At 38.4% G+C, this 22,186-nt stretch carries 20 protein-coding genes; 16 read left to right on the top strand and 4 right to left on the bottom strand.

Going from position 1 to position 22,186, the window contains the following annotated elements:
- Positions 1–33: 33 nt before the first annotated feature.
- A complete protein-coding gene (locus LS41612_RS18640; RefSeq protein WP_024362191.1) occupies positions 34–1,560 on the top strand; it encodes an AbgT family transporter in 1,527 nt (508 codons plus the stop codon).
- Between the two features lie 12 nt (positions 1,561–1,572).
- A complete protein-coding gene (locus LS41612_RS18635; protein WP_024362190.1) occupies positions 1,573–2,766 on the top strand; it encodes a M20 metallopeptidase family protein in 1,194 nt (397 codons plus the stop codon).
- 152 nt (positions 2,767–2,918) lie between these two features.
- On the opposite strand, the gene LS41612_RS18630 is transcribed toward LS41612_RS18635, so the two are convergent.
- Complete coding sequence (locus LS41612_RS18630; RefSeq protein ID WP_024362189.1) at positions 2,919–3,104, bottom strand: DUF5325 family protein; 186 nt, start codon at positions 3,102–3,104, stop codon at positions 2,919–2,921.
- Positions 3,105–3,245: 141 nt separating this feature from the next.
- Between LS41612_RS18630 and typA the strand changes: the two genes are divergently transcribed.
- The 5 genes from typA (at position 3,246) to LS41612_RS18605 (ending at position 8,324) form a co-directional block, all read left to right on the top strand.
- The gene (gene typA / locus LS41612_RS18625) at positions 3,246–5,090 is read left to right on the top strand and encodes a translational GTPase TypA (RefSeq protein ID WP_024362188.1); all 1,845 of its coding nucleotides are present in this window, start codon (positions 3,246–3,248) and stop codon (positions 5,088–5,090) included.
- 31 nt (positions 5,091–5,121) lie between these two features.
- A complete protein-coding gene (locus LS41612_RS18620) occupies positions 5,122–5,520 on the top strand; it encodes a YlaH-like family protein (protein ID WP_024362187.1) in 399 nt (132 codons plus the stop codon).
- Positions 5,521–5,776: 256 nt separating this feature from the next.
- Positions 5,777–6,769 carry an ABC transporter substrate-binding protein gene (locus tag LS41612_RS18615; RefSeq protein ID WP_024362186.1) on the top strand — a complete coding sequence of 331 codons (993 nt, stop codon included), beginning with the start codon at positions 5,777–5,779 and terminating at the stop codon, positions 6,767–6,769.
- On the top strand, positions 6,770–7,537 hold the full coding sequence (locus LS41612_RS18610; protein ID WP_024362185.1) for an ABC transporter ATP-binding protein: 768 nt from the start codon (positions 6,770–6,772) through the stop codon (positions 7,535–7,537).
- Positions 7,530–8,324, top strand: coding sequence for an ABC transporter permease (locus LS41612_RS18605; RefSeq protein WP_024362184.1), 795 nt, complete (start codon positions 7,530–7,532; stop codon positions 8,322–8,324). The genes LS41612_RS18610 and LS41612_RS18605 overlap by 8 nt, the downstream gene beginning before the upstream one ends.
- A gap of 96 nt (positions 8,325–8,420) precedes the next feature.
- On the opposite strand, the gene LS41612_RS18600 is transcribed toward LS41612_RS18605, so the two are convergent.
- Both LS41612_RS18600 and LS41612_RS18595 read right to left on the bottom strand, forming a co-directional pair.
- Positions 8,421–8,624 (bottom strand): YlaI family protein, encoded by a 204-nt coding sequence (locus LS41612_RS18600; RefSeq protein WP_024362183.1) that lies wholly within the window; start codon positions 8,622–8,624, stop codon positions 8,421–8,423.
- Positions 8,625–8,636: 12 nt separating this feature from the next.
- On the bottom strand, positions 8,637–9,137 hold the full coding sequence (locus LS41612_RS18595) for a molybdopterin-binding protein (RefSeq protein ID WP_024362182.1): 501 nt from the start codon (positions 9,135–9,137) through the stop codon (positions 8,637–8,639).
- 182 nt (positions 9,138–9,319) lie between these two features.
- Between LS41612_RS18595 and LS41612_RS18590 the strand changes: the two genes are divergently transcribed.
- Genes LS41612_RS18590 through pyc form a run of 3 tightly spaced genes read left to right on the top strand, consistent with a single transcriptional unit; the run spans position 9,320 to position 14,289 of the window.
- Positions 9,320–9,601: an Fpa/YlaN family protein gene (locus LS41612_RS18590; RefSeq protein WP_024362181.1), complete on the top strand. Its 282-nt coding sequence runs from the start codon at positions 9,320–9,322 to the stop codon at positions 9,599–9,601.
- A gap of 60 nt (positions 9,602–9,661) precedes the next feature.
- Entirely contained in the window at positions 9,662–10,843 is a 1,182-nt protein-coding gene (locus LS41612_RS18585; protein ID WP_024362180.1) for an FtsW/RodA/SpoVE family cell cycle protein, read from the top strand.
- Between the two features lie 11 nt (positions 10,844–10,854).
- The gene (gene pyc / locus LS41612_RS18580) at positions 10,855–14,289 is read left to right on the top strand and encodes a pyruvate carboxylase (protein WP_024362179.1); all 3,435 of its coding nucleotides are present in this window, start codon (positions 10,855–10,857) and stop codon (positions 14,287–14,289) included.
- A 378-nt stretch (positions 14,290–14,667) separates the two neighbouring features.
- Here pyc and LS41612_RS18575 read toward each other — a convergent pair whose 3' ends face one another.
- Positions 14,668–15,591 (bottom strand): COX15/CtaA family protein, encoded by a 924-nt coding sequence (locus LS41612_RS18575; protein ID WP_024362178.1) that lies wholly within the window; start codon positions 15,589–15,591, stop codon positions 14,668–14,670.
- A gap of 336 nt (positions 15,592–15,927) precedes the next feature.
- Between LS41612_RS18575 and cyoE the strand changes: the two genes are divergently transcribed.
- The 6 genes from cyoE (at position 15,928) to ctaG (ending at position 22,181) form a co-directional block, all read left to right on the top strand.
- Positions 15,928–16,845, top strand: coding sequence for a heme o synthase (gene cyoE, locus LS41612_RS18570; RefSeq protein ID WP_024362177.1), 918 nt, complete (start codon positions 15,928–15,930; stop codon positions 16,843–16,845).
- Positions 16,846–16,943: 98 nt separating this feature from the next.
- Entirely contained in the window at positions 16,944–18,032 is a 1,089-nt protein-coding gene (gene coxB / locus LS41612_RS18565) for a cytochrome c oxidase subunit II (protein WP_024362176.1), read from the top strand.
- Positions 18,033–18,071: 39 nt separating this feature from the next.
- Positions 18,072–19,955 (top strand): cytochrome c oxidase subunit I, encoded by a 1,884-nt coding sequence (gene ctaD / locus LS41612_RS18560; protein ID WP_024362175.1) that lies wholly within the window; start codon positions 18,072–18,074, stop codon positions 19,953–19,955.
- A complete protein-coding gene (locus tag LS41612_RS18555) occupies positions 19,955–20,581 on the top strand; it encodes a cytochrome c oxidase subunit 3 (protein ID WP_024362174.1) in 627 nt (208 codons plus the stop codon). The genes ctaD and LS41612_RS18555 overlap by 1 nt, the downstream gene beginning before the upstream one ends.
- 1 nt (position 20,582) lies before the next feature.
- Positions 20,583–20,927, top strand: a complete 345-nt coding sequence (locus tag LS41612_RS18550; protein ID WP_024362173.1) for a cytochrome C oxidase subunit IV family protein — start codon at positions 20,583–20,585, stop codon at positions 20,925–20,927.
- Positions 20,928–21,254: 327 nt separating this feature from the next.
- Positions 21,255–22,181, top strand: a complete 927-nt coding sequence (ctaG, locus tag LS41612_RS18545) for a cytochrome c oxidase assembly factor CtaG (protein ID WP_024362172.1) — start codon at positions 21,255–21,257, stop codon at positions 22,179–22,181.
- Positions 22,182–22,186 lie beyond the last annotated feature (5 nt).

The following is a 22,186-nucleotide window of genomic DNA, read 5'->3' as shown; positions in this document are numbered from 1 at the left end:
CAAGTCGAATAACACAGAGAAGGAGAGGGGCTTATGCAAAAAAATTTAGACACAGTAAAAAAATCTTGGATTGATAGAATGCTAGATAGCATTGAAAAGGCAGGTAATAAACTACCAGACCCCATCACGCTATTTATTATTTTAGCAGGTATTGTGCTTGTTTTATCATGGATATTATCGATGTTTGGTGTTTCAGCAGTTCAACCAGGCACTGAAGATGTTATTCAAGTAAAAAATCTGCTAAGTCAAGAAGGTCTTATTTTAATATTAACGCAAATGGTATCAACATTTACAGGCTTCGCTCCTTTGGGATTAGTGATTGTGACAATGATTGGTATTGGTTTAGCCGAGCAAACAGGGCTTATATCTGCCGTAATGAAAAAGCTAGTGCTGTCAGCTCCGACAAAATTAATCGTGCCATTTATTATTTTCACAGGTTTAGTGGGGAATCTAGCTGCCGATGCAGCGTTCATTATTTTACCGCCAATTGCAGCGATGATTTTTATGAGCATTGGTCGAAACCCACTAGCAGGTTTAATTATTACATATGCCGCAGTAGCTGGAGGCTTTAGTGCCAATATTTTAATTAGTTCACTTGATGTATTGTTATTGGGAATTACGGAATCATCAGCACAGATTGCAGATTCTGGCTACACAGGTCGAGCAACGATGAACTATTATTTTTTAATTGCTTCGACATTTTTACTAATTGGGATTGGTACGTGGGTTGCCAAAAAGTTTACTGAGCCTCGCTTTGGTAAGTTTGAAGGCAAGGTTGAAATGTTAGAACCGCTAACTGCTTTAGAAAAGCGTGGTTTACGATGGGCAGGACTGGTGACAGTCATTTATAGTGCAGTTATTGCATTTACGGTCATTCCGTCTAACGGTCTTTTACGTGATCCGGAAACAGGGGGCTTTTTAAATTCACCATTTATGTCAGGTATTGTGCCGATTATGTTATTCTTCTTCCTTTTACCAGGTCTTGCCTATGGCATTGCGGCAAAAGAAGTGAAAAATGACAAGGAAGTGGCTGAGAAAATTTTTAAATCGATTGCGGATATGGCACCATTTATTGTTTTAGCATTTGCCGCTTCGCAAATGATTGCCTTTTTTAACTGGAGTAATATCGGTGCTATTTTAGCCATTAAAGGAGCGGAACTTTTACAAGCATTAAATTTTACAGGTTTACCAATGATGATAGGATTTGTTTTAATATGTGCTTTCGTTAATTTACTTATCGCCAGCGCTTCTGCGAAGTGGGCTTTACTTGCGCCAATTTTCGTTCCAATGTTCCTTTACTTAGGCTATTCTCCTGCTGTTACGCAAATGGCCTATCGAGTAGGAGACTCTATTACCAATCCAATTACACCAATGCTACCGTATTTTGCTATTTTGCTATCGTTTGCCAAACGCTACGATAAAAATATCGGGATGGGGACACTAATTTCCGCGTTACTACCATTCTCTGTGTTCTTTGCAATCGGTTGGATTATACTGTTCGCCATTTGGTTCCTACTTGGTTTACCACTAGGGCCTGGAGATTATATATACTTAAAATAAGGGGTGTTACTAATGGCAGTATTACAGCAAGAGCAGTTAGTTGATTTATTAAAACGATATGAAGAGGAAATGATTCAACTTCGTCGTCATTTTCATGAAAATCCCGAGCTTTCCTTTGAAGAAATTGAAACACCGAAAACGATTGCTGCATTTCATCGTGCTTTAGGGCATGAAGTACGTGAAGGTGTTGGGGGTAACGGTGTTGTAGCGAAGTTAGTTGGTGCTAAGGCAGGGAAAACAGTGGCATTACGTGCAGACTTTGATGCTTTAGCTATTACAGAAGAAACAGGTCTGCCATTCCAATCAAAAATAAAAGGGCGCATGCATGCATGTGGTCATGATGGACATACAGCTTCATTATTAATTTTGGCGAAGGCATTAAATCAAATGAAAGAAAACTTAGCGGGGACAATTGTCTTTATTCATCAACATGCAGAGGAGCTTGCACCAGGTGGGGCGAAATCAATGATTGCTGATGGCTGTTTAGAAGGTGTCGATGTAATATTTGGCACACATTTATGGGCACCAACAGAACTTGGTAAGGTGCAAACAGCAATTGGACCATTTATGGCTGCGGCTGATGGCATTTACATTAAGATTAAAGGAAAGGGTGGTCATGGCTCAAATCCAAGCGATACGAAGGATTCCATCTTGCTGGCAGCGCAATTTATTACAAATTTACAACAACTTGTAGCACGTCGTATTAATCCATTGCGTCCTGCGGTAGTATCAGTTGGTCATATTGAGGCGTTAAACCCTTTTAATGTCATTGCAGACCAAGTCTATATGAAGGGGACTGTCCGGACCTTCCATGAGGAGGAGCGCGATTTACTGGAGCGTGAAATTGAAGAGCTATTAAAGGCAACTTGTTATTTAACAAAAGCGGACTATGAATATGAGTTTCGTCGTGGTTACCCACCAGTGGTGAATCATGCGGCAGAAACAGAGCATGTGATGGCGTCAGCAAGAAAAGTAGCAGATGTCGAAGCGGTTGAATTTGTTGACCCTACGATGGGTGGTGAGGATTTTGCGTACTATTTAGAGGAAATACCAGGGGCATTTTTCTTTACTGGGGCAAAAAATCCAGCATGGCAAGAAGTGTATCCACACCATCATCCAAAATTCGATATTGATGAACGTTCATTGCGGATTGCCGCCAATGTTTTAGGTCAAGCAACGTTAGATTATTTGGCAAAAGACTATTAATGAAAGCATCACTTGTTTGCTTGCAGGCTGAGGAGATAGTAGCTAAACATTAAACAAATATGTTGTGAAATATAGCCAAAAAGAGGCGTTGTCTATTATGGACAATGCCTCTTTTTAGACACATATAGGTAGTTAGAGTGCAAATACTAACATTAAAGTAAGCCTTGTTCGCGAAGTTTACGCTTCATTTTAAAAGCTGTCATAAAAATGACACAAGTAGCTACAATACCTGCTATTACTCCCCAAATATTACTTGCTGCTACTGAATACCCGATAGAACACATTGCTAGCACAGCTGCTAGTGCATAAATGGCCATTACGATTTTTCCACGATTCATAACCGAGCCCCCTAATTTATAGTAAATTTGTGATTAAAAATATTTTTTTAGAATGATAGAAATTCTAATAAGGACATTTACATCCTTCTTGTGCTATAATATCACAGTTAAACATTCGAAAAAAGAATATGGAGTGGAATAATGACAAACTTACGTCAAGATCTTCGCAATATCGCAATTATCGCCCACGTTGACCATGGTAAAACTACCTTAGTCGACCAATTATTAAAACAATCTGGTACATTCCGTTCAAACGAACGTGTTGAAGAACGTGCAATGGACTCTAACGATATCGAACGTGAACGTGGTATTACAATATTAGCAAAAAATACTGCTGTCAACTATAACGGAACTCGTATCAACATCCTTGATACGCCTGGACACGCCGACTTTGGTGGTGAGGTAGAACGTATTTTAAAAATGGTAGATGGCGTTTTACTAGTTGTCGATGCGTATGAGGGTTGTATGCCGCAAACACGCTTCGTACTGAAAAAAGCGTTAGAACAAAAGTTAACACCGATTGTAGTAGTGAACAAAGTAGATAAAGACTCAGCTCGTCCACTTGAAGTAGTAGATGAAGTATTAGAGTTATTCATCGAGTTAGGTGCAGATGACGATCAATTAGACTTCCCTGTTGTGTATGCTTCAGGTGTAAATGGTACGGCTTCTTTAGACGCTGATCCATCTAAACAAGAAGAAAATATGAAATGTCTATTTGAAAAAATTATTGAAGCTATCCCAGCACCAGTTGATAACTCAGAAGACCCATTACAATTCCAAGTAGCATTACTTGACTATAATGACTTCGTTGGACGTATCGGAATTGGTCGCGTATTCCGTGGAACAATTTCAGTAGGTCAACAAGTTGCTTTGATGAAATTAGACGGTACAGTGAAAAACTTCCGTGTAACAAAAATCTTTGGTTTCTTCGGCTTAAAACGTGAAGAAGTTGAGACAGCAAAAGCTGGTGACTTAATCGCCGTTTCTGGTATGGAAGATATCAACGTAGGAGAAACAGTTTGCCCTGTTGAACATCAAGAAGCGCTTACGCCTTTACGTATCGATGAGCCAACTTTACAAATGACTTTCTTAGTAAACAATTCTCCATTTGCAGGTCGTGAAGGGAAATGGGTTACTTCTCGTAAAGTAGAAGAGCGTTTACGTGCTCAATTACAAACAGACGTATCTTTACGCGTTGAAGATACTGATTCTCCAGATGCTTGGACAGTTTCAGGTCGTGGTGAGCTTCACCTATCAATCCTGATTGAAAATATGCGTCGTGAAGGTTTTGAATTACAAGTATCAAAACCACAAGTAATCGTGCGTGAAATCGATGGTGTTAAATGTGAACCATTCGAACGTGTTCAAATCGATGTACCTGAAGAAAATGTTGGTTCTATTATTGAATCTATTGGTACTCGTAAAGGTGAAATGCTTGATATGGTGAACAACGGCAGTGGTCAAGTGCGTTTAACGTTCTTAGTACCAGCTCGTGGATTAATTGGTTATACAACTGAATTTATGTCGATGACAAAAGGTTTCGGTATTATCAACCATACGTTTGATTGCTACCAACCATTATTACCAGGGAAAATTGGTGGTCGTCACCAAGGTGTACTCGTTTCAATGGAAACTGGTAAATCAACAACTTATGGTATGATGCAGATTGAAGACCGTGGTACACTATTCTTGGAGCCAGGTACAGATATTTACGAAGGTATGATTGTTGGCGAAAATACTCGTGACGCTGATATCACTGTAAATATTACAAAAATGAAACAAAAAACAAACATCCGTTCAGCAAATAAAGACCAAACGAATGTTATTAAAAAACCACGTATTTTATCTCTAGAAGAAGCGCTTGAATACTTAGGGGATGATGAGTACTTAGAAATCACACCTGAATCAATTCGCCTTCGTAAAAAAATTCTAGATAAAAACGAACGTGAGAAAGCAGCGAAAAAATTAAAAAACGCTGAACAATAATTTTCCGCTGATATGAAAGGGAGAGGGAGTCTTGGATATAAAGTCCGCTTTATTGGGTGAACTAAATGTTATTCAAGTTGCTGCATCAACAAATGCAGAGGAAACAACAAAGGTTTATGGGAGAATGGCTGGTATTACAAGATTTCTATATGAAAATTTACCAAGCTATGAAGTTGCAGGCTATGTTGTATTTCTTCTTGTCTTTGTACTTTCTGCAATTGTCTATAAATTAGGCTTTGCAAAAAAGTTAAAGCTATCTCAAAATATTGTCATTTATGTGTTCCTATTTTTGGGGTGTATTATGTTGACATTTTTCGCGTTATTCCTACCTATGATTGAAGGCCTCATCGTAGCGGCGTTAATTTTGATTGTATACAAAACACGTATGTGGCGAGAAAAAAGAGAAGAGCAACAAGCTGCCAATCAATGATAGTAGCTTGGCTCCTTTACCATAAAACTTACCTTAAGTTTTAAGGGCATAAAAAAAGTCTTAGCATTTATTTGCTAGGGCTTTTTTTCTTTGATAGAGAAAATTTTTACGTCTTAGGCAATCTACCTATGTAAGAATAGCTGTGCATCTATGTTCAATCAATTGAATGACATATGACAAAATGGTTGGCACCTAAATCTTCTAACGTGAATAAGTTAGTCTCGATAGGCTATTTATCAATCAAGGAGGAAATGGAATGCGTTGGCTTAAAAAAGGTTTGTTATTTAGTAGTATTGCTTTGTTGCTCCTTTCATTGGCAGCGTGTAATAAAGCGGAGCTAGAAAAAGTAAAGGTCGGAGAAGTGACGCGCTCGATTTTCTATGCTCCGCAATATGTAGCGCTTGAAAAAGGTTTTTTTGAAGAGGAAGGACTTTCTGTTGAGCTACAAACGATTGCCGGTGGCGATAAAACGATGACAGCGTTACTTTCAGATGGCATCGATATTGCCTTAGTTGGCTCAGAAACATCCATTTATGTAACAGCTCAAGGTGCGAACGATCCGATTCAAAACTTTGCACAATTAACACAAACAGATGGTACATTTTTAGTAGCCCGTGAAAAGATGGATAATTTTTCATGGGAAGATGTAAAAGGATCAACATTTTTAGGGCAACGTAAAGGTGGAATGCCACAAATGGCTGGGGAGTTTGTCTTGAAAAAGCATGGCATTGATCCTACAAAAGATGTAACACTTATTCAAAATATTGATTTTGCCAATATCGCTACAGCCTTTGCTTCAGGAACAGGAGATTATGTTCAGTTGTTTGAACCGACAGCGAGTGTGTTTGAAAAAGAAGGGAAAGGTTATATTGTTGCTTCATTTGGCACGGAATCAGGCCATTTACCATACACGTCCTTTATGGCAAAAAGTAGCTACTTAAAGGATGATGCTAAAACAGTGCAAGGATTTACTAATGCGCTAAAGCGAGCACAAGATTTTGTACAAGAGAAAAGTGCGGCAGAAGTGGCAAAAATAATTCAGCCGTATTTTGAAAATGTTGATGTAGCGTTAATTGAGACGGTGGTCGAACGTTATAAATCACAAGGCTCTTATGCAACAGATCCAATTTTGGATGAAGAAGAGTGGGATAACTTACAAACAATTATGGAGGAAGCAGGTGAACTTCCTCAACGAGTAAAATATGAAGAGCTTGTGAATACAAAGTTTGCAAAAAAGGCTGCAGAGTAAATGGAATTTTTAAAACTAGATCATATTCACCATAGTTATTTTTCTAGTACGCAGGCAAAGGAAGTTTTAAAAGATATTAATCTAGATATTCGTGAAGGGGAGTTTGTTTCTTTTATAGGGCCAAGTGGCTGTGGAAAAACGACACTCTTGTCTATTATTGCTGGGTTATTTCCTGCAACGGAAGGCAAGGTTTTTATTGATGGCGAAATTATTGCGCCACATAATCAGGCACTTATCGGCTACATGCTTCAACAAGATTATCTATTCCCGTGGAAAACGATTGAGGACAATGTCACCATTGGTTTAAAAATCATGCAGCGGGATAATAAAACGCATAAAGTAACGGCCAATGCGCTCTTACATGAAATTGGTTTGCCACATGTCGGAAGTTATTATCCGAGAGAGTTATCCGGAGGAATGCGTCAACGCGTAGCACTTGCAAGGACTTTAGCGGTTAATCCGAAAATATTATTGCTAGATGAACCATTTTCAGCGCTCGATTATCAATCTAAGTTAAAGCTTGAAGATTTAGTTGTCGAAACATTAAAGACCTATCAGAAAACGGCGATTCTTGTCACACATGATATTGGTGAGGCAATCGCTATGAGTGAAAGGGTATTTCTTTTCTCGGCTAATCCAGGCATGTTACACAAAGTGTTTGAAATACCTTCTGAGTTACAACAATTATCTCCGTTCGATGTAAGGCAACATCCAGCTTATTCAGATGTATTCCAAACGATTTGGAAGGAGCTGGAGAGTCTTGGATAATACATTGTTTAAACAATATCAACAATTGCTAAAGAAGGAAAAGCGCTTCGTTCGTCTATATCAAATCATTATTTTACTGGTCTTTTTTGGGGGGTGGGAGCTGCTCTCGAGGCTTGAATGGATTGACCGTTTAATCTTTAGCTCACCAACCTATGTATGGCAAACGTTTATTGAAAAAGTAAGCGACGGCACACTCACATTACATGTTGGTGTGACGTTAATGGAGACGATTATCGGCTTTATTGCTGGAACATTATTAGGGACCTTGATTGCAACTGTCCTCTGGTGGTCTCCGATGTTATCCAAAATTTTAGATCCGTATTTAGTAATATTAAATGCTATGCCAAAAGTGGCGTTAGGGCCGATTTTAATCGTTGCACTTGGACCAGGTTATTTTTCGATTATTGCAATGGGTGCTCTGATATCTATCATCATTACTACCATTGTTGTGTACACCGCTTTTAAAGGTGTGGATCCCAATTACAGTAAAGTGTTACAAACTTTTGGTGCAACTCGTTGGCAAACTTTCAAAGAGGTGATTTTGCCTGCTTCTTTTCCAACTATTATTTCGACTTTGAAAGTGAATGTTGGTTTGTCATGGGTTGGTGTGATTGTTGGTGAGTTTTTAGTTGCTTCAAAGGGGCTTGGTTATTTAATTATTTATGGCTTCCAAGTATTTAACTTTAATCTTGTCCTTATGTCACTGCTCATTATCGCTTTCTTCGCGACAATTATGTATCAAGTTGTCGAATTGCTGGAAAAAGTGATTATCAAAAATAATGGCTAAGTAAAAAACGCAAAACCTGTATGAATAGGGTTTTGCGTTTTGTACTGTTAAATCTGCTAGAGCGAGCGCTTTTTAAATTGTATGAGTGCCTGGCACTTAAAATTCTTTGTCCATTTGTGGTGAGGTACGGTAAAAGCGGAAATTTCCCGTTTCAATACGTGCCACCGTATTTTCCTTAATTCGATCATGGCATGTGTCGCACATATACGTATGAATCGGACGATTACGCAGTTTTTTTGCTAACGGTAAATCATCATCTAACTGGTTAATAGTATCGCAAATGACACATTTTACGCGCATCGCATTCCCTCCCTATTCCGCACGAATGGCTAACACATTTTTAATAGGGCTGTCTACATTGGAGCCGTCTCCAAATAATACATGAACGGGTCCATCTTCGGTTAAAGGTTTGCCATCCTGACTGTATTTAAAAATTAATGTCTGTGCTTCTTCAATTGTAAATGCATGTTCTTCCCCGTTTTTGCATTCAATGACGATTGTTGTCGCTTCGGGTTTAACTTCAGCATTTTTCAAGAAGTGACTTAATTCGATACCGAAAGTGCCCGTTTCCATCCCTTTGCGGTCGAATTTTCGTTCTGATTTTAATGTTGGTGGGAAAGTAGCACCTTCCATGATTTCACGTGACCAGTGAGCACCGACTTCGCGCATATATTTTGTATCCGCATCTTCCTCTACTGCACTTGCCTGGAAGTACGTATTTAAGTCTAATTTACGATCGTCAAAAATCCAAACCGTTGGATCTAATGTTAGTTGATACGAAACTGCACCCTTAATAGGAATAATTGTTTCCATAATAGAAATCCTCCTCAAATCTTGTATATCCATGAATTAGTATAACGCTAATGCAAGGAGATAATAAAGAAATATAATTCGGATTGTTTATTTTCCGACGAAGACACTTGCATTTTTAGCGACTAAAAGATAAACTTTATTAAGATAGAATCGAAGAAATATCAGATAATGGGGGCGTCCTCATGGATACGAAATCACAAACTTCCTTTCAAGAGAAGGCTTTGGAGCTTTTAGTTGCTGATGCAGATAAAATTGCTCGCCTCATTCGAGTACAAATGGATCATTTAACGATGCCACAATGCCCTTTATATGAAGAAGTATTAGATACACAAATGTTCGGCCTTTCACGTGAAATTGACTTTGCTGTGAAGCTTGGACTTATTGAACGCGAAAAAGGCAAGGCCATTCTCGATTCACTCGAGAAGGAACTTTCTGTACTACATGACGCGTATACAGACAAATAAAAAGAAAAAACTCAAACGCTGCTTGCGATTTGAGTTTTTTTTCTAGAACGAGGTTTTCCAATGAAACAATACTTAAAACGATATGCTCAAAATTTTGATTACCCATTATTTTTTACGGTTTTGTTGTTAAGTTTATTTGGCTTAGTAATGATTTATAGCTCAAGTATGATGGTGGCAATCGTTCACAAAGAACAAGCACCTGATTATTTTTATCAAAAACAACTTATTAACTTAGCAGTCGCGTCTTTAGGATTTGTGGCCGCAGCATTTTTCCCTTATAAGCATTATGCAAATAAGAATATTATGTTGTTACTGACGATTGTGTTAATTGTGCTCTTTACTTGGGTAAAAGTAGCTGGTAATGGGGCAGAGGAAGTAGGCTCTCAAAGTTGGATCAGTGTACCAGGATTGGGGAATTTCCAGCCTTCCGAATATGCGAAACTATTTATAATTTTATATTTTGCAGCAGCATTTTATCGGAAATCTCAAAAGTATACATTTGAAAAGCTTCAGCCAACAGAGATTTTTTATCCAATTTTCCTTTGGATACTAGTTGTAGCTGGTGTAGCCTTTGAAACAGATTTAGGGGCAGTTATTATTTTATGCGGTATCGCTGTATCTGTGGTCGCAGCAAGTGGTATTCCTTTTAAAACGTTTTGGAAGTTTTTTGGTGTGTTAGGTGCATTTGGTACAGCTATTCTAGGCATGCTCTGGCTATTTAAAGGTGAATTATTAAAAGGGAACCGTAAAGGACGTATCGAATCTTATTTTAATCCATTTGAATTTGAAAATGGAGTAGGTCACCAAGTTGTCAATAGTTATTATGCAATTGGCGGTGGCGGTCTAGAAGGTAGAGGACTCGGTCAATCTATTCAAAAATTAGGTTATTTGCCTGAGCCACAAACCGATTTTATTATGGCGATTGTAATGGAGGAACTTGGTGTTTGGGGAGTTCTAATCGTCTTAGGTGGTTTAGGATTTATTGTATATAAAGGTTTTTCCATTGCATTGCGAACAAAAGATCCACTAGCACGTATGATTGCTGCTGGGATTGCGAGCTGGATTGCCTGGCAATCGTTTATTAATCTTGGGGGTGTAACCGGGTTAATCCCGTTAACCGGTGTCACGCTGCCTTTCATTAGTTACGGCGGGACATCTATAATTTTGCTATCTTTAGCTATGGGGATATTGATTAATGTTTCCATGTTCGAAAAGGTAGAAAGAAGGAAATCACAAACATAAGGGGGATACCTATGGAATCAATCAACAAAATCCTTGTAGCCAATCGGGGAGAAATTGCAATTCGAATTTTCCGTGCGTGTACGGAGCTCAACATTCACACAGTCGCTATTTATTCACGTGAGGATAGTGGAGCATTCCATCGCTTTAAAGCGGATGAAGCTTATTTAGTAGGGGCAGGCAAGAAACCAATCGATGCGTATTTAGATATTGAAGGCATCATTGCAATCGCTAAGGATGCAGGCGTTGATGCGATTCATCCAGGGTATGGTTTTTTATCAGAAAACGTGGAATTTGCACGTCGTTGTGAGGAAGAGGGCATTTTATTTATTGGTCCAACTTCACAACATTTAGATATGTTTGGCGATAAGGTAAAAGCGCGTGAACAAGCTATTAACGCAGATATTCCTGTTATTCCGGGTACTGATGGTCCAGTTGCTTCAGTAGAAGAAGTACAAGCTTTTGGTGAACAATACGGATACCCGCTTATGATTAAAGCTTCTTTAGGTGGCGGTGGGCGCGGCATGCGTGTCGTGCAAACAAAGGACGATGTAGCATCTGCTTATGAACGTGCCAAATCAGAGGCAAAAGCAGCCTTTGGGTCTGATGAAGTGTATGTAGAAAAATGCATACTTCACCCAAAACATATTGAAGTTCAAATTATAGGCGATAAAATGGGCAATATTGTGCATTTATATGAGCGTGATTGTTCGATTCAACGTCGCCATCAAAAAGTTGTAGAGATTGCGCCATCGAATTCGATTTCAGAAAATTTAAGAAATAGAATTTGTGATGCAGCAGTTCAAATAATGAAAAATGTCTCGTACATAAATGCAGGGACAGTTGAATTTTTAGTTGCGGGCGATGACTTTTATTTCATCGAGGTAAACCCTCGAATTCAAGTAGAGCATACAATTACGGAAATGATTACAGGCATTGATATCGTACATGCGCAAATTAAGGTAGCGGCAGGCTACAGCTTGCATAGTGAAGAAATACACATACCGGAACAAGCGAATATTCCGATGATTGGTTATGCGATTCAAGCACGTGTAACAACTGAAGATTCAGCGAATGATTTTATGCCAGATACAGGGAAGTTAATGGTATATCGTTCAAGTGGTGGCTTTGGCGTTCGTTTAGATGCAGGGAACGGATTCCAAGGTGCCGTTGTTACACCGTATTATGATTCATTGCTTGTGAAAATTTCAACATCAGGTATGACTTTTAAAGAAGCGGCTGCGAAAATGGACCGTAACTTAAAAGAATTCCGTATTCGCGGGGTAAAAACGAATATTCCATTTTTAAATAATGTAGTAACGCATAAAAATTTCTTAGAAGGTTCGTTTGACACGAGCTTTATTGATACAACGCCTGAATTATTCAATTTCCCTGTGCGACAAGACCGCGGGACAAAGCTGTTAAGTTATATCGGTAATGTGACGCTAAATGGTTTCCCAGGGGTGGAAAACAAGGCCAAGCCAATTTTCTCACAGCCTATTAAGCCACTTGTGGATTTGAATGGGCGGCCGTTATCGGGTACAAAGCAAATTTTAGATGAGCAAGGTGCAAACGGTTTAGTGCAGTGGATTTTACAACAAGATGATGTGTTATTAACAGATACAACGTTCCGTGATGCACATCAATCCTTATTAGCTACGCGTGTGCGTTCACAAGATATGTATCAAATTGCAGATGAAACAGCACGTATGATGCATAATTTCTTCTCGTTAGAAATGTGGGGTGGCGCAACGTTTGATGTAGCGTATCGTTTTTTAAAGGAAGATCCATGGGAACGCTTAGCTAAGCTACGTGAGCAAATACCGAATGTGCTGTTCCAAATGCTATTGCGTGGGGCGAATGCTGTAGGCTACACGAACTATCCCGATAATTTAATTCGTGCGTTTATTGCTGAGTCGGCTGCATCGGGTATTGATGTCTTCCGTATTTTCGATAGCTTAAACTGGATTAAAGGGATGGAAGTTGCCATTGATGCAGCAAGAGATGCAGGGAAAATTGCAGAGGCTGCGATTTGCTACACAGGTGATATTTTAGATGACGGACGTGCAAAATACTCCGTGCAGTATTACAAAGATATGGCGAAGTCGCTAGAGGCGTCAGGAGCCCATATTTTAGCGATTAAGGATATGGCTGGGTTGTTAAAGCCGGAAGCTGCTTACCGCTTAATATCGGAGCTTAAAGAGGCGACAAGCCTACCAATTCATTTGCACACGCATGATACAAGTGGCAATGGGATTTATTTATATGCAAAAGCAATCGAGGCAGGGGTAGATATTTTAGATACTGCACTCGGTGCAATGGCAGGTTTAACATCACAGCCAAGTGCTAACTCTTTATATTATGCGATGAAAGGTAGTAAACGTGAAATTCGTGCAGAGATTGAATCGCTTGAAAAGCTTTCTTATTACTGGGAAGATGTGCGTAAATACTATAAAGATTTCGAAAGTGGCATGATTAGCCCTCATTCTGAAATTTACGTCCATGAGATGCCGGGTGGTCAATACAGCAACTTACAACAACAAGCAAAGGCTGTCGGATTAGGCGATCGCTGGGATGAAGTAAAACGCATGTATTCACGTGTCAACCTATTATTTGGAGACATTGTGAAAGTGACACCGTCATCTAAAGTAGTCGGTGATATGGCATTATTTATGGTGCAAAACGAATTAAATGAAGAAACCGTTATAACGAGAGGGAGAACGATTGATTTCCCTGATTCCGTTATTGAATTTTTCCAAGGTTATTTAGGGCAACCACATGGGGGCTTCCCAGCGGAACTTCAGAAAGTGGTATTGAAAGAGCGTGAACCAATTACTGTTCGACCAGGTGAACTGTTAGAGCCTGTTAACTTTGAACAGCTAGAGGAAGTATTGGCGGATAAATTAAATCGTCCTGTTACGAAGAAAGATATACTCGCTTATGCACTTTACCCGAAAGTATTTGAAGAGTATGCGAAAACGCTAGAGTCCTTCGGTAATATTTCAGTGCTAGATACGCCAACGTTTTTATATGGCTTAAAGCTAGGCGAAGAAATTGAAGTAGAAATCGAAAAAGGTAAAACGTTAATTATTAAACTGGTATCGATTGGTGAACCACAGCATGATGGTACACGTGTTATTTACTTTGAATTAAATGGTCAATCGCGCGAGCTTGTCATTCAAGATATGACGGTAGAAGTGGATGGCAGCATAGCTCTCAAGGCAGACCCAAGCAATCCGAACCAAATTGGGGCAACAATGCCAGGGACTGTATTAAAAGTCGTTGTATCTAAAGGCAGCCCTGTCAAACGTGGTGACCACTTGTTAATTACCGAAGCCATGAAAATGGAAACAACTGTACAGGCACCAAAGGATGGTATAGTGAAAGAGGTATACGCAAGTGCAGGAGATGCCATTTCAACAGGTGATTTATTAATTGAAATTGAATAATTAACGATAAAAAAGGTTATTAGTAGCTATATTGTAGCGCACTAATAACCTTTTTTCTTAATAGTAGAAAGTGCTTAAGGCATGTTATAAATCCATTTTCATAACAGATGGTTTGAAAAGAGCATTAAAGCCCACTTTCTTTCTAGACATTCAACGTCTTTAGCCATTGCACTGACTTAGCCACAAATAGGTTGCAATTGTCCACCGTTTTATTGCTGAAGGTGGCCTATTCTTTAACTACGAAGACATCAAAAAAATAATATAATCCAGTTGTTTCTTCGCAAAAATTAAAGGCACGCATTATTTTGAGGTCAGGAGGAAGGATGTGATGGAAAATAAAAAAGATTCGACAGCAACGTGTCGAATCCTTTTCGAATGTTATTTATTTTTTTCATTATAATTGCTACGTGCTACGAGCATAATCATGTAACAAAGAAGGCCGAATAAAAGTGAAATGAATAATGAGTGTAATAAAGCTACTGTTAAATTCAATCGAGTAAGGACTACTAACATACCTGCTAAAACTTGTAGAATAACGATGATGAAAGCAGTAATCCAGCCATAATAAATAACACGTTGTTGTTTGTATTCTTTTATAGCGTGCCAAGTTATGTATGTAATCCAAATGAAAATAATGATAGCTGCCAGTCGATGTCCCATTTGAACCCATTCGTACATATTGTTTGGTTGAGCAAAAGGTGTTTCATTGTAGCAAAATGGCCAGTCAGGACATACTAAACTAGAATCTGTATGTCGAACAAGTGCCCCTGTATAAACGACTAAATAAGAATAAATTGTGACAGCGATTGTATGCCAACGTAGCTTTTTCCCAATAAATACGTTATCTGCATCAAACTTTCGATCAACTTCAAATACAATCATAGAAAGAAGAAGAACGGCTGCAAAAGAAATAAGCGAGATTCCAAAATGCAGAGCTAGAATGAAGTCTCCTTGTCCCCATAATACTTGAGCTGCTCCAATAAGTGCCTGTGCAATTAAGAAGAACATCGATAAAAAACCTAAAAATTTTACTTCACGAATATGACCAAGTTTCCGCCATGTCCAAATTGTTAGAACGAGAATTGAGATGGATACGACTCCTGTAACAAGACGATGAGAGAATTCAATTAATACTTCTGTTGTAATTTCTTTTGGGATAAGAGAACCATTACAATCTGGCCAGTTTCGACCACAGCCCAAGCCACTATCGGTTTTTGTAACAAGTGCCCCGCCAAGTAAAATAAGGAGCATTCCCAGTGTAGCGGCAACAGCAAACCACTTCATATACCTGTTATGTTGCATAAAATGAGTCACCTACTTTATCTATCAATATTACATGAAAGTAATGTTTCTGCTACTAGATGATATCTAAAATACAATTAAAATACAACTTGTAAAGAGAAGGGAGTAATAGATGTCGATTCCATTTCACAAATTGTTCATAATTTCGTACTTTAACCTTCACAATTCATTTTAGAAAATGTTTTACTATAGATATGTTGTTTTTAATTATATTTCTAGACAAAGCTAATTTTTACAACTTCATCTAAATTTCACTAAACGTCTAGAAATCAATCGCAAATTTCGCTATAGTTATTGTTAGCGGAATATGCTTACAAAAATGAAAGGAGAGGTAACATGTCAAACGGTCGTACGTTATCGGCTACTAGAAACACTGATCCAGAATCAACATCTGTTGTAAAAGATTTCTTAGCTCTGATAAAAATTGGAATCGTTAACTCGAATCTTGTCACAACGTTTACAGGGATGTGGCTGGCATTTCAGTTTACTGGTAGACATTTCTTGCAAGAGCTTAATGTCATCGTTTGTATCATGCTGGGTGCGGCATTAATTATTGGCGGTTCTGGTGCAATGAATAATTTCATTGACCGAGATATTGATCCCATTATGAAACGAACGAAGTCAAGACCGACAGTTACAGGTAGATTTAAGCCGAATTTTGTATTGACCATTGCCCTCTCATTTTTAATTGTAGGTGAAATTTTGTTATTTACGGCATCATTTGCAGCCGGCATGTGGGGACTAGTAGGAATATTCGCTTATGTTGTTCTGTATTCAATGTGGTCAAAAAGAAAGCATGTTAGTAACACGATAGTCGGAAGTATTTCGGGGGCGATTCCACCTGTAATTGGATTTGCAGCTGTTGAACCTGCACTCGGCCCAGGAGCACTTGCTCTCTTTCTTATTATGTTTGCATGGCAACCACCGCATTTTTATGCGCTTGCTATGAAACGTACTGAAGAATATCGTGCAGCTAATATTCCAATGCTACCAGTAGTGAAAGGTTTTAAACGAACGAAGTACTCAATGTTTTTCTGGATTCTTTTATTATTCCCGTTACCGTTCCTATTACCTGAGCTTGGAATTGGATTTTTAGTGCTTGCGACTACTTTGAACTTAGGCTGGTTAATACTAGCTTTAAAGGGCTTTACCACAAAAGATGATATGAAATGGGCAAATAAAATGTTTATTTACTCATTGAATCATATGACGATCTTATTTGTGGCAATTATAATATTTGCGGTGTTCAGCTAAATTTAGGGATTCTTTCTTTCACAAGAATTCATATAGACAGAACCAATGTCCTAGGTACACATGAAAATACAACAAAGAAAGAGGGGTTTAATTAAGCTATGATGAAAGGGCTTAAAAAGTGGCGTCTTTTTTCACTTCTAGCAGTGATGATGGTTTTCCTTTCAGGTTGTGGTGAAGATTATATTTCTGCACTGAAACCATCTGGTCAAGTAGGTAAAGAACAATTCAACCTATTATTGTTGGCTACTGGAATTATGACGTTAGTTATAGTTGTAGTATCTGTTATCTATTTACTTGCATTCTTAAAGTTCCGCCGTTCAAAAGTAGGCGAAAATGTTATTCCTAAGCAAGTAGAAGGTAGTCACACACTTGAAGTAATTTGGACAGTTATTCCTATTATTTTATTATTAATCTTATCTGTACCGGTTGTTACAGCTACTTATAAATTTGCAGATGTTGCTGCAATGGACGAAGTAGATGAAGCAGGTAACAAAACGGCTCTAACAGTAAACGTAACTGCAAAATTATACTGGTGGGAGTTCGAATATCCTAACCAAGGGATTGTAACAGCTCAAGAATTAGTTGTACCAACAGGTCAAAAAGTTTACTTTAACTTAAAAGCTGCTGATGTTAAGCACTCATTCTGGATTCCCGCAATTGGCGGTAAAATGGATACGAACGTAGAAAACTTAAACAAATTCTACTTAGTATTTGATAAAGAATCAGCAGATCTTAAAGATGGCGTATTCTATGGTAAATGTGCTGAGCTATGTGGCCCTTCACACGCACTAATGGACTTTAAAGTAAAAACAGTTAGCCCAGAAGCATTCGATGCTTGGGTAGCAAACATGAAAGCAACTGAAGGACAAACTGCTTCTAAAGATTCAACTGATTTAGGTGAAGCAACATTTGCTAACAGCTGTTTAGCTTGTCACGCTGTATCTGGCGTAGGCGGTACTGGCGGCGTTGGTCCTAACTTAACTACATTCGGTGACCGTAACCGAGTTGCAGGTTTCTTAGACCATAATGAAGAAAGCTTAAAAGCATGGATTAAAAATCCAGGAGAATTCAAACCAGGTAACTTAATGATGAATCCTGAAGGTACTGCACCAGTTTATGGTGATTTAACTGATGAAGAAATTCAAGCTCTTGCAACTTACATCATGGGCTTATCAGTAGAGAAATAATTTTTGTTTATGTAACAAACTTTGAGGGAGGTAAAAGTTGTGAGCTCATATACACAGAAAAAGGGCTTTGGAGCAGCTGTCTGGGATTACATTACAACTGTTGACCATAAAAAGTTAGCTGTAATGTATTTATTAGCCGGTACATTGTTCTTCGCTATCGCTGGTTTTGAAGCGTTATTAATGCGTATTCAGTTAATGAAACCAAATAACGATTTCGTGTCAGCTGGTTTTTTCAATGAATTATTAACGATGCACGGAACAACAATGTTATTCCTTGCTGCGACTCCATTACTATTCGCATTTATGAACATGCTTGTACCATTACAAATTGGTGCACGTGACGTTGCATTCCCGTTCCTTAACTCGTTAGGGTTCTGGTTGTTCTTCCTAGGTGCTGTATTCCTTCACCTGTCATTCTTTATGGGTGGCGCTCCTGATGCGGGCTGGACATCTTATGCATCATTATCTTTATATTCTCCAGGTCATGGTATTGACTTCTATGTACTTGGTTTACAAATTTCAGGGGCAGGTACGTTAATTTCAGGTCTTAACTTTATCGTTACGATTATTACAATGCGTGCTCCAGGTATGACATTTATGCGTATGCCATTATTCACTTGGACTACATTAGTAGCAAGTGCATTAATCTTATTCGCATTCCCTCCATTAACAATTGGTTTATTAATGATGTTAGTTGACCGTATGTTCGGTGGTAACTTCTTTGACCATACAATGGGTGGTAACACAGTAATTTGGGAACACTTATTCTGGATCTTCGGACACCCAGAAGTATATATTTTAGTATTACCAGCTTTCGGTTTATTCTCGGAAATTATCCCAGCATTCTCTCGTAAGCGTCTATTCGGATACTCTTCAATGGTATTCGCAACAATTTTAATTGGTTTCCTAGGCTTCATGGTTTGGGCTCACCACATGTTCACAACTGGTCTTGGGCCAACTGCGAACGCAATCTTCGCTGTTGCAACAATGGCAATCGCCGTTCCAACAGGTATGAAAGTATTCAACTGGATCTTAACTATTTGGGGCGGATCTATTAAAGTTACGACACCAATGCTATATGCACTTGGTTTCATCCCGTCATTCGTTGCGGGTGGTGTTACTGGGGTAATGCAAGCATCTGCTCCACTTGACTACCAATTACACGATTCTTACTTTATCGTTGCTCACTTCCACTACGTAATCGTTGGTGGTATCGTTACGGCTTTATTCGGTTCAGCGCACTTCTACTGGCCAATTTTCTTCAACCGTATGTTAAACGAAGCGCTTGGTAAATTGACTTTCTGGGTATTCTTTATCGGATTCCATTTAACATTCTTCGTGCAACACTTCTTAGGTTTAATGGGTATGCCACGTCGCGTATTCACTTACATGGAAGGTCAAGGTTGGGATCAGTTCAACTATATTTCTACAATCGGTGCATTGATGATGGGCGTAGGGGTTATCTTAATGGTAATCAACTGCTTAATGTCTATCAAAGGTAAACCAGCAGGTCGCGATCCATGGGGCGACGGTCGTACTTTAGAATGGTCAATTCCACAACCAATTCCATTCTACAACTTCCGTCAAACACCACTTGTTCGTGGTCTAGATCCATGGTGGATTGAAAAGCAAGAAGGAAATAAAGAAGTAACATTTGCTGAGCCAATTGGTGATATTCATATGCCAAACAACTCTGCAATTCCATTCGTTATTTCTTTAGGTTTATTTATCGCAGCATTCGGTGCTCTTTATAATGCAGATGCTGATAAATCATGGTCAATTTATGTGTTAATTATCGGTCTTGCTATTACATTTGGTGCAATGATTGTCCGTTCTGTTAAAGACGATCACGGTTTCCACCTACACAAAGAAGACATTCTTGAAATTGAAGAACAACTTTACGGTAAAGGAGGAAATAAATAATGGATTACAATACTAAATTTACTCCTCATACTTGGCCAGACCATCCTGAACAAGCAACGATGGAAGGTAAAAATAAAATCGTTGGATTCTGGATTTTCCTTGCCTGTGAAGTTGTACTTTTCGCAAGTTTATTTGCTACTTATTTAGCACTTAAGAACAAAGGGCCAGCTGGCATGGAGTTCACAACACAAGGTTTATTTGAATTACCGTTAGCATTTGCTATGACGATGTTATTATTAACATCTTCACTAACTTCAGTTTATGCAATTTACCATATGCGTAATTTTAATTACAAAGGTATGCAAACTTGGTTAGCAATCACTTTACTTTTAGGTCTTGGCTTCCTTGCCCTAGAAATTTATGAGTTCCAACACTATGTGCATCTTGGTTTCACATTTGACCAATCTGCATTCGCAACTGCGTTCTATACGCTAGTAGGTACACACGGTTTCCACGTATCTTTAGGGTTAGTTTGGATTACAACTTTACTTATCCGTAACGCTAAACGTGGTCTTAACTTGTATAATGCACCTAAGTTCTTCGTGGCTGCCTTATACTGGCACTTTATTGACGTAGTTTGGGTATTTATCTTTACAGCAGTATACTTGATGGGAGTGATCGGATAATATGTCATCACATGATACACCTGTAGTTGCTAAGTCTCAAGCTCAATTTGAATATGATCGTCATCATAATGCCGTTCATATGCGTAAACAAGTAATCAACTTTGCGATTATGATTTTCTTAACATTTATCGCATTCGCTGTTGTTGCAGCTGGTTTTTCTAAATACTTTATAGCGCCATTTGTACTATTGCTTGCAAGCGTTCAAGTTGTCCTACAACTTTATGCTTTCATGCACTTAGAAGACAAAAAAACACACTTCGGTGGTGTGATTGCATTCTTTATGTGGATGGGAATATTAATCGCATTTACATTCTTCTTAGCATTTTTAACAATTATTTGGTGGTAATCACCAAAAATGAGCATGTTCTCTGCAATTTGCAGAGACGTGCTTTTTTCGTTTATAAACAGAAATTGATCGCTTGTAAATTGTTCACCGTTCGTTCATTGCAGTATAGCTGTAAGCGTTTTATAATGGGAGTACTGAAGTTTTGATTACGTCTCGGTATAAATAGGTCTTTATTTATAGTGTCTGCTTTTTAAATCTAGGACATGTGCCAGAGGCTTAACTTTGTTTGTAGAAGTTTGTTTCCAAAATAAGTAGAATGTTTTAGCGTGCATTACACTTTAGGTGTTAGCAATGTATGCTGAAATAAGGTAAAGGAGCGCTAATAGTATGCCACTTAGTATATTTGGTTTCCAAGCTTTATGGAGCCCGTATTTAATAGGGGTTCTCGTTTTTATAACAGCAATCTATTTTTTAGTGACAACGAAATGGCGTAAAGATTTTAAAGTCAGTGAGCCGCTGAAAAAAGGTGAAGCGATTTATTTCGTATTGGCAATGATTACGATTTATATTATAAAAGGCTCTCCAATAGATGTTATGGCTCATATCATGTTTACGATGCATATGGTGCAAATGGCTATTCTTTTATTACTTGTACCAATTTTCCTTATTAAGGGTATTCCTTGGTGGGTATGGAAAGTTGCGATTGAAGCGCCAGTTGTCAAATCATTATTTAAAGTGTTAACATTACCAGTGGTTGCGATATTTGTTTTTATTGGTCTATTTTCTTTCTATCATTTACCGTCAGTTTTAGACTACATTAAATTAAACGAGACGTTACATGGTACATATACTTTTGTATTATTTATTTCTGCTGTGTTAATGTACTGGCCTTTAATTCAAAAAATGCCAAATAGCTCTGAAATGAAACCTTTGCATAAATTGGCTTACATTATTGCCAATGCGGTTTTAATTACACCTGCGTGTGCATTAATTATTTTCGCACCGAATGCGATGTATGAAACGTATACGAGTGGTGAAGCATGGTTAAAGGCAATGGAGTTATGTGTGCCGGCCTCCACTTTATCTAGCTTATCATTATCTGGACCAGAGCTATTTACAGATATGAAGCCTGTGGCGGATCAGCAACTTGGTGGAGTGCTTATGAAAATATTGCAAGAAATTATTTTTGGTGTATTAATCGGGGCTATCTTTACAAAATGGTATCGTTCTGAGCAAAAAGATCCTGATAAAATTACTGCCGATGCATTAAAAGCACACCAACAGAAATGGGAAAGAGAACAACATCAGCTTTAATAAGA

The organism is Lysinibacillus sphaericus (genome assembly GCF_002982115.1).
Lineage (GTDB): Bacteria > Bacillota > Bacilli > Bacillales_A > Planococcaceae > Lysinibacillus > Lysinibacillus sphaericus.
Note: the sequence above shows the minus strand (reverse complement) of the source record. Positions and strands in the feature narration are given on the sequence as shown.

Bases quoted from the DNA above. Each gene is read 5' to 3' on its own strand.
- LS41612_RS18640 (WP_024362191.1), top strand. From the start codon at position 34: ATGCAAAAAAATTTAGACACAGTAAAAAAATCTTGGATTGATAGAATG.
- LS41612_RS18635 (WP_024362190.1), top strand. From the start codon at position 1,573: ATGGCAGTATTACAGCAAGAGCAGTTAGTTGATTTATTAAAACGATAT.
- LS41612_RS18630 (WP_024362189.1), bottom strand. From the start codon at position 3,104: ATGAATCGTGGAAAAATCGTAATGGCCATTTATGCACTAGCAGCTGTG.
- typA (WP_024362188.1), top strand. From the start codon at position 3,246: ATGACAAACTTACGTCAAGATCTTCGCAATATCGCAATTATCGCCCAC.
- LS41612_RS18615 (WP_024362186.1), top strand. From the start codon at position 5,777: ATGCGTTGGCTTAAAAAAGGTTTGTTATTTAGTAGTATTGCTTTGTTG.
- LS41612_RS18610 (WP_024362185.1), top strand. From the start codon at position 6,770: ATGGAATTTTTAAAACTAGATCATATTCACCATAGTTATTTTTCTAGT.
- LS41612_RS18600 (WP_024362183.1), bottom strand. From the start codon at position 8,624: ATGCGCGTAAAATGTGTCATTTGCGATACTATTAACCAGTTAGATGAT.
- LS41612_RS18595 (WP_024362182.1), bottom strand. From the start codon at position 9,137: ATGGAAACAATTATTCCTATTAAGGGTGCAGTTTCGTATCAACTAACA.
- LS41612_RS18590 (WP_024362181.1), top strand. From the start codon at position 9,320: ATGGATACGAAATCACAAACTTCCTTTCAAGAGAAGGCTTTGGAGCTT.
- LS41612_RS18585 (WP_024362180.1), top strand. From the start codon at position 9,662: ATGAAACAATACTTAAAACGATATGCTCAAAATTTTGATTACCCATTA.
- pyc (WP_024362179.1), top strand. From the start codon at position 10,855: ATGGAATCAATCAACAAAATCCTTGTAGCCAATCGGGGAGAAATTGCA.
- LS41612_RS18575 (WP_024362178.1), bottom strand. From the start codon at position 15,591: ATGCAACATAACAGGTATATGAAGTGGTTTGCTGTTGCCGCTACACTG.
- cyoE (WP_024362177.1), top strand. From the start codon at position 15,928: ATGTCAAACGGTCGTACGTTATCGGCTACTAGAAACACTGATCCAGAA.
- coxB (WP_024362176.1), top strand. From the start codon at position 16,944: ATGATGAAAGGGCTTAAAAAGTGGCGTCTTTTTTCACTTCTAGCAGTG.
- LS41612_RS18555 (WP_024362174.1), top strand. From the start codon at position 19,955: ATGGATTACAATACTAAATTTACTCCTCATACTTGGCCAGACCATCCT.
- LS41612_RS18550 (WP_024362173.1), top strand. From the start codon at position 20,583: ATGTCATCACATGATACACCTGTAGTTGCTAAGTCTCAAGCTCAATTT.
- ctaG (WP_024362172.1), top strand. From the start codon at position 21,255: ATGCCACTTAGTATATTTGGTTTCCAAGCTTTATGGAGCCCGTATTTA.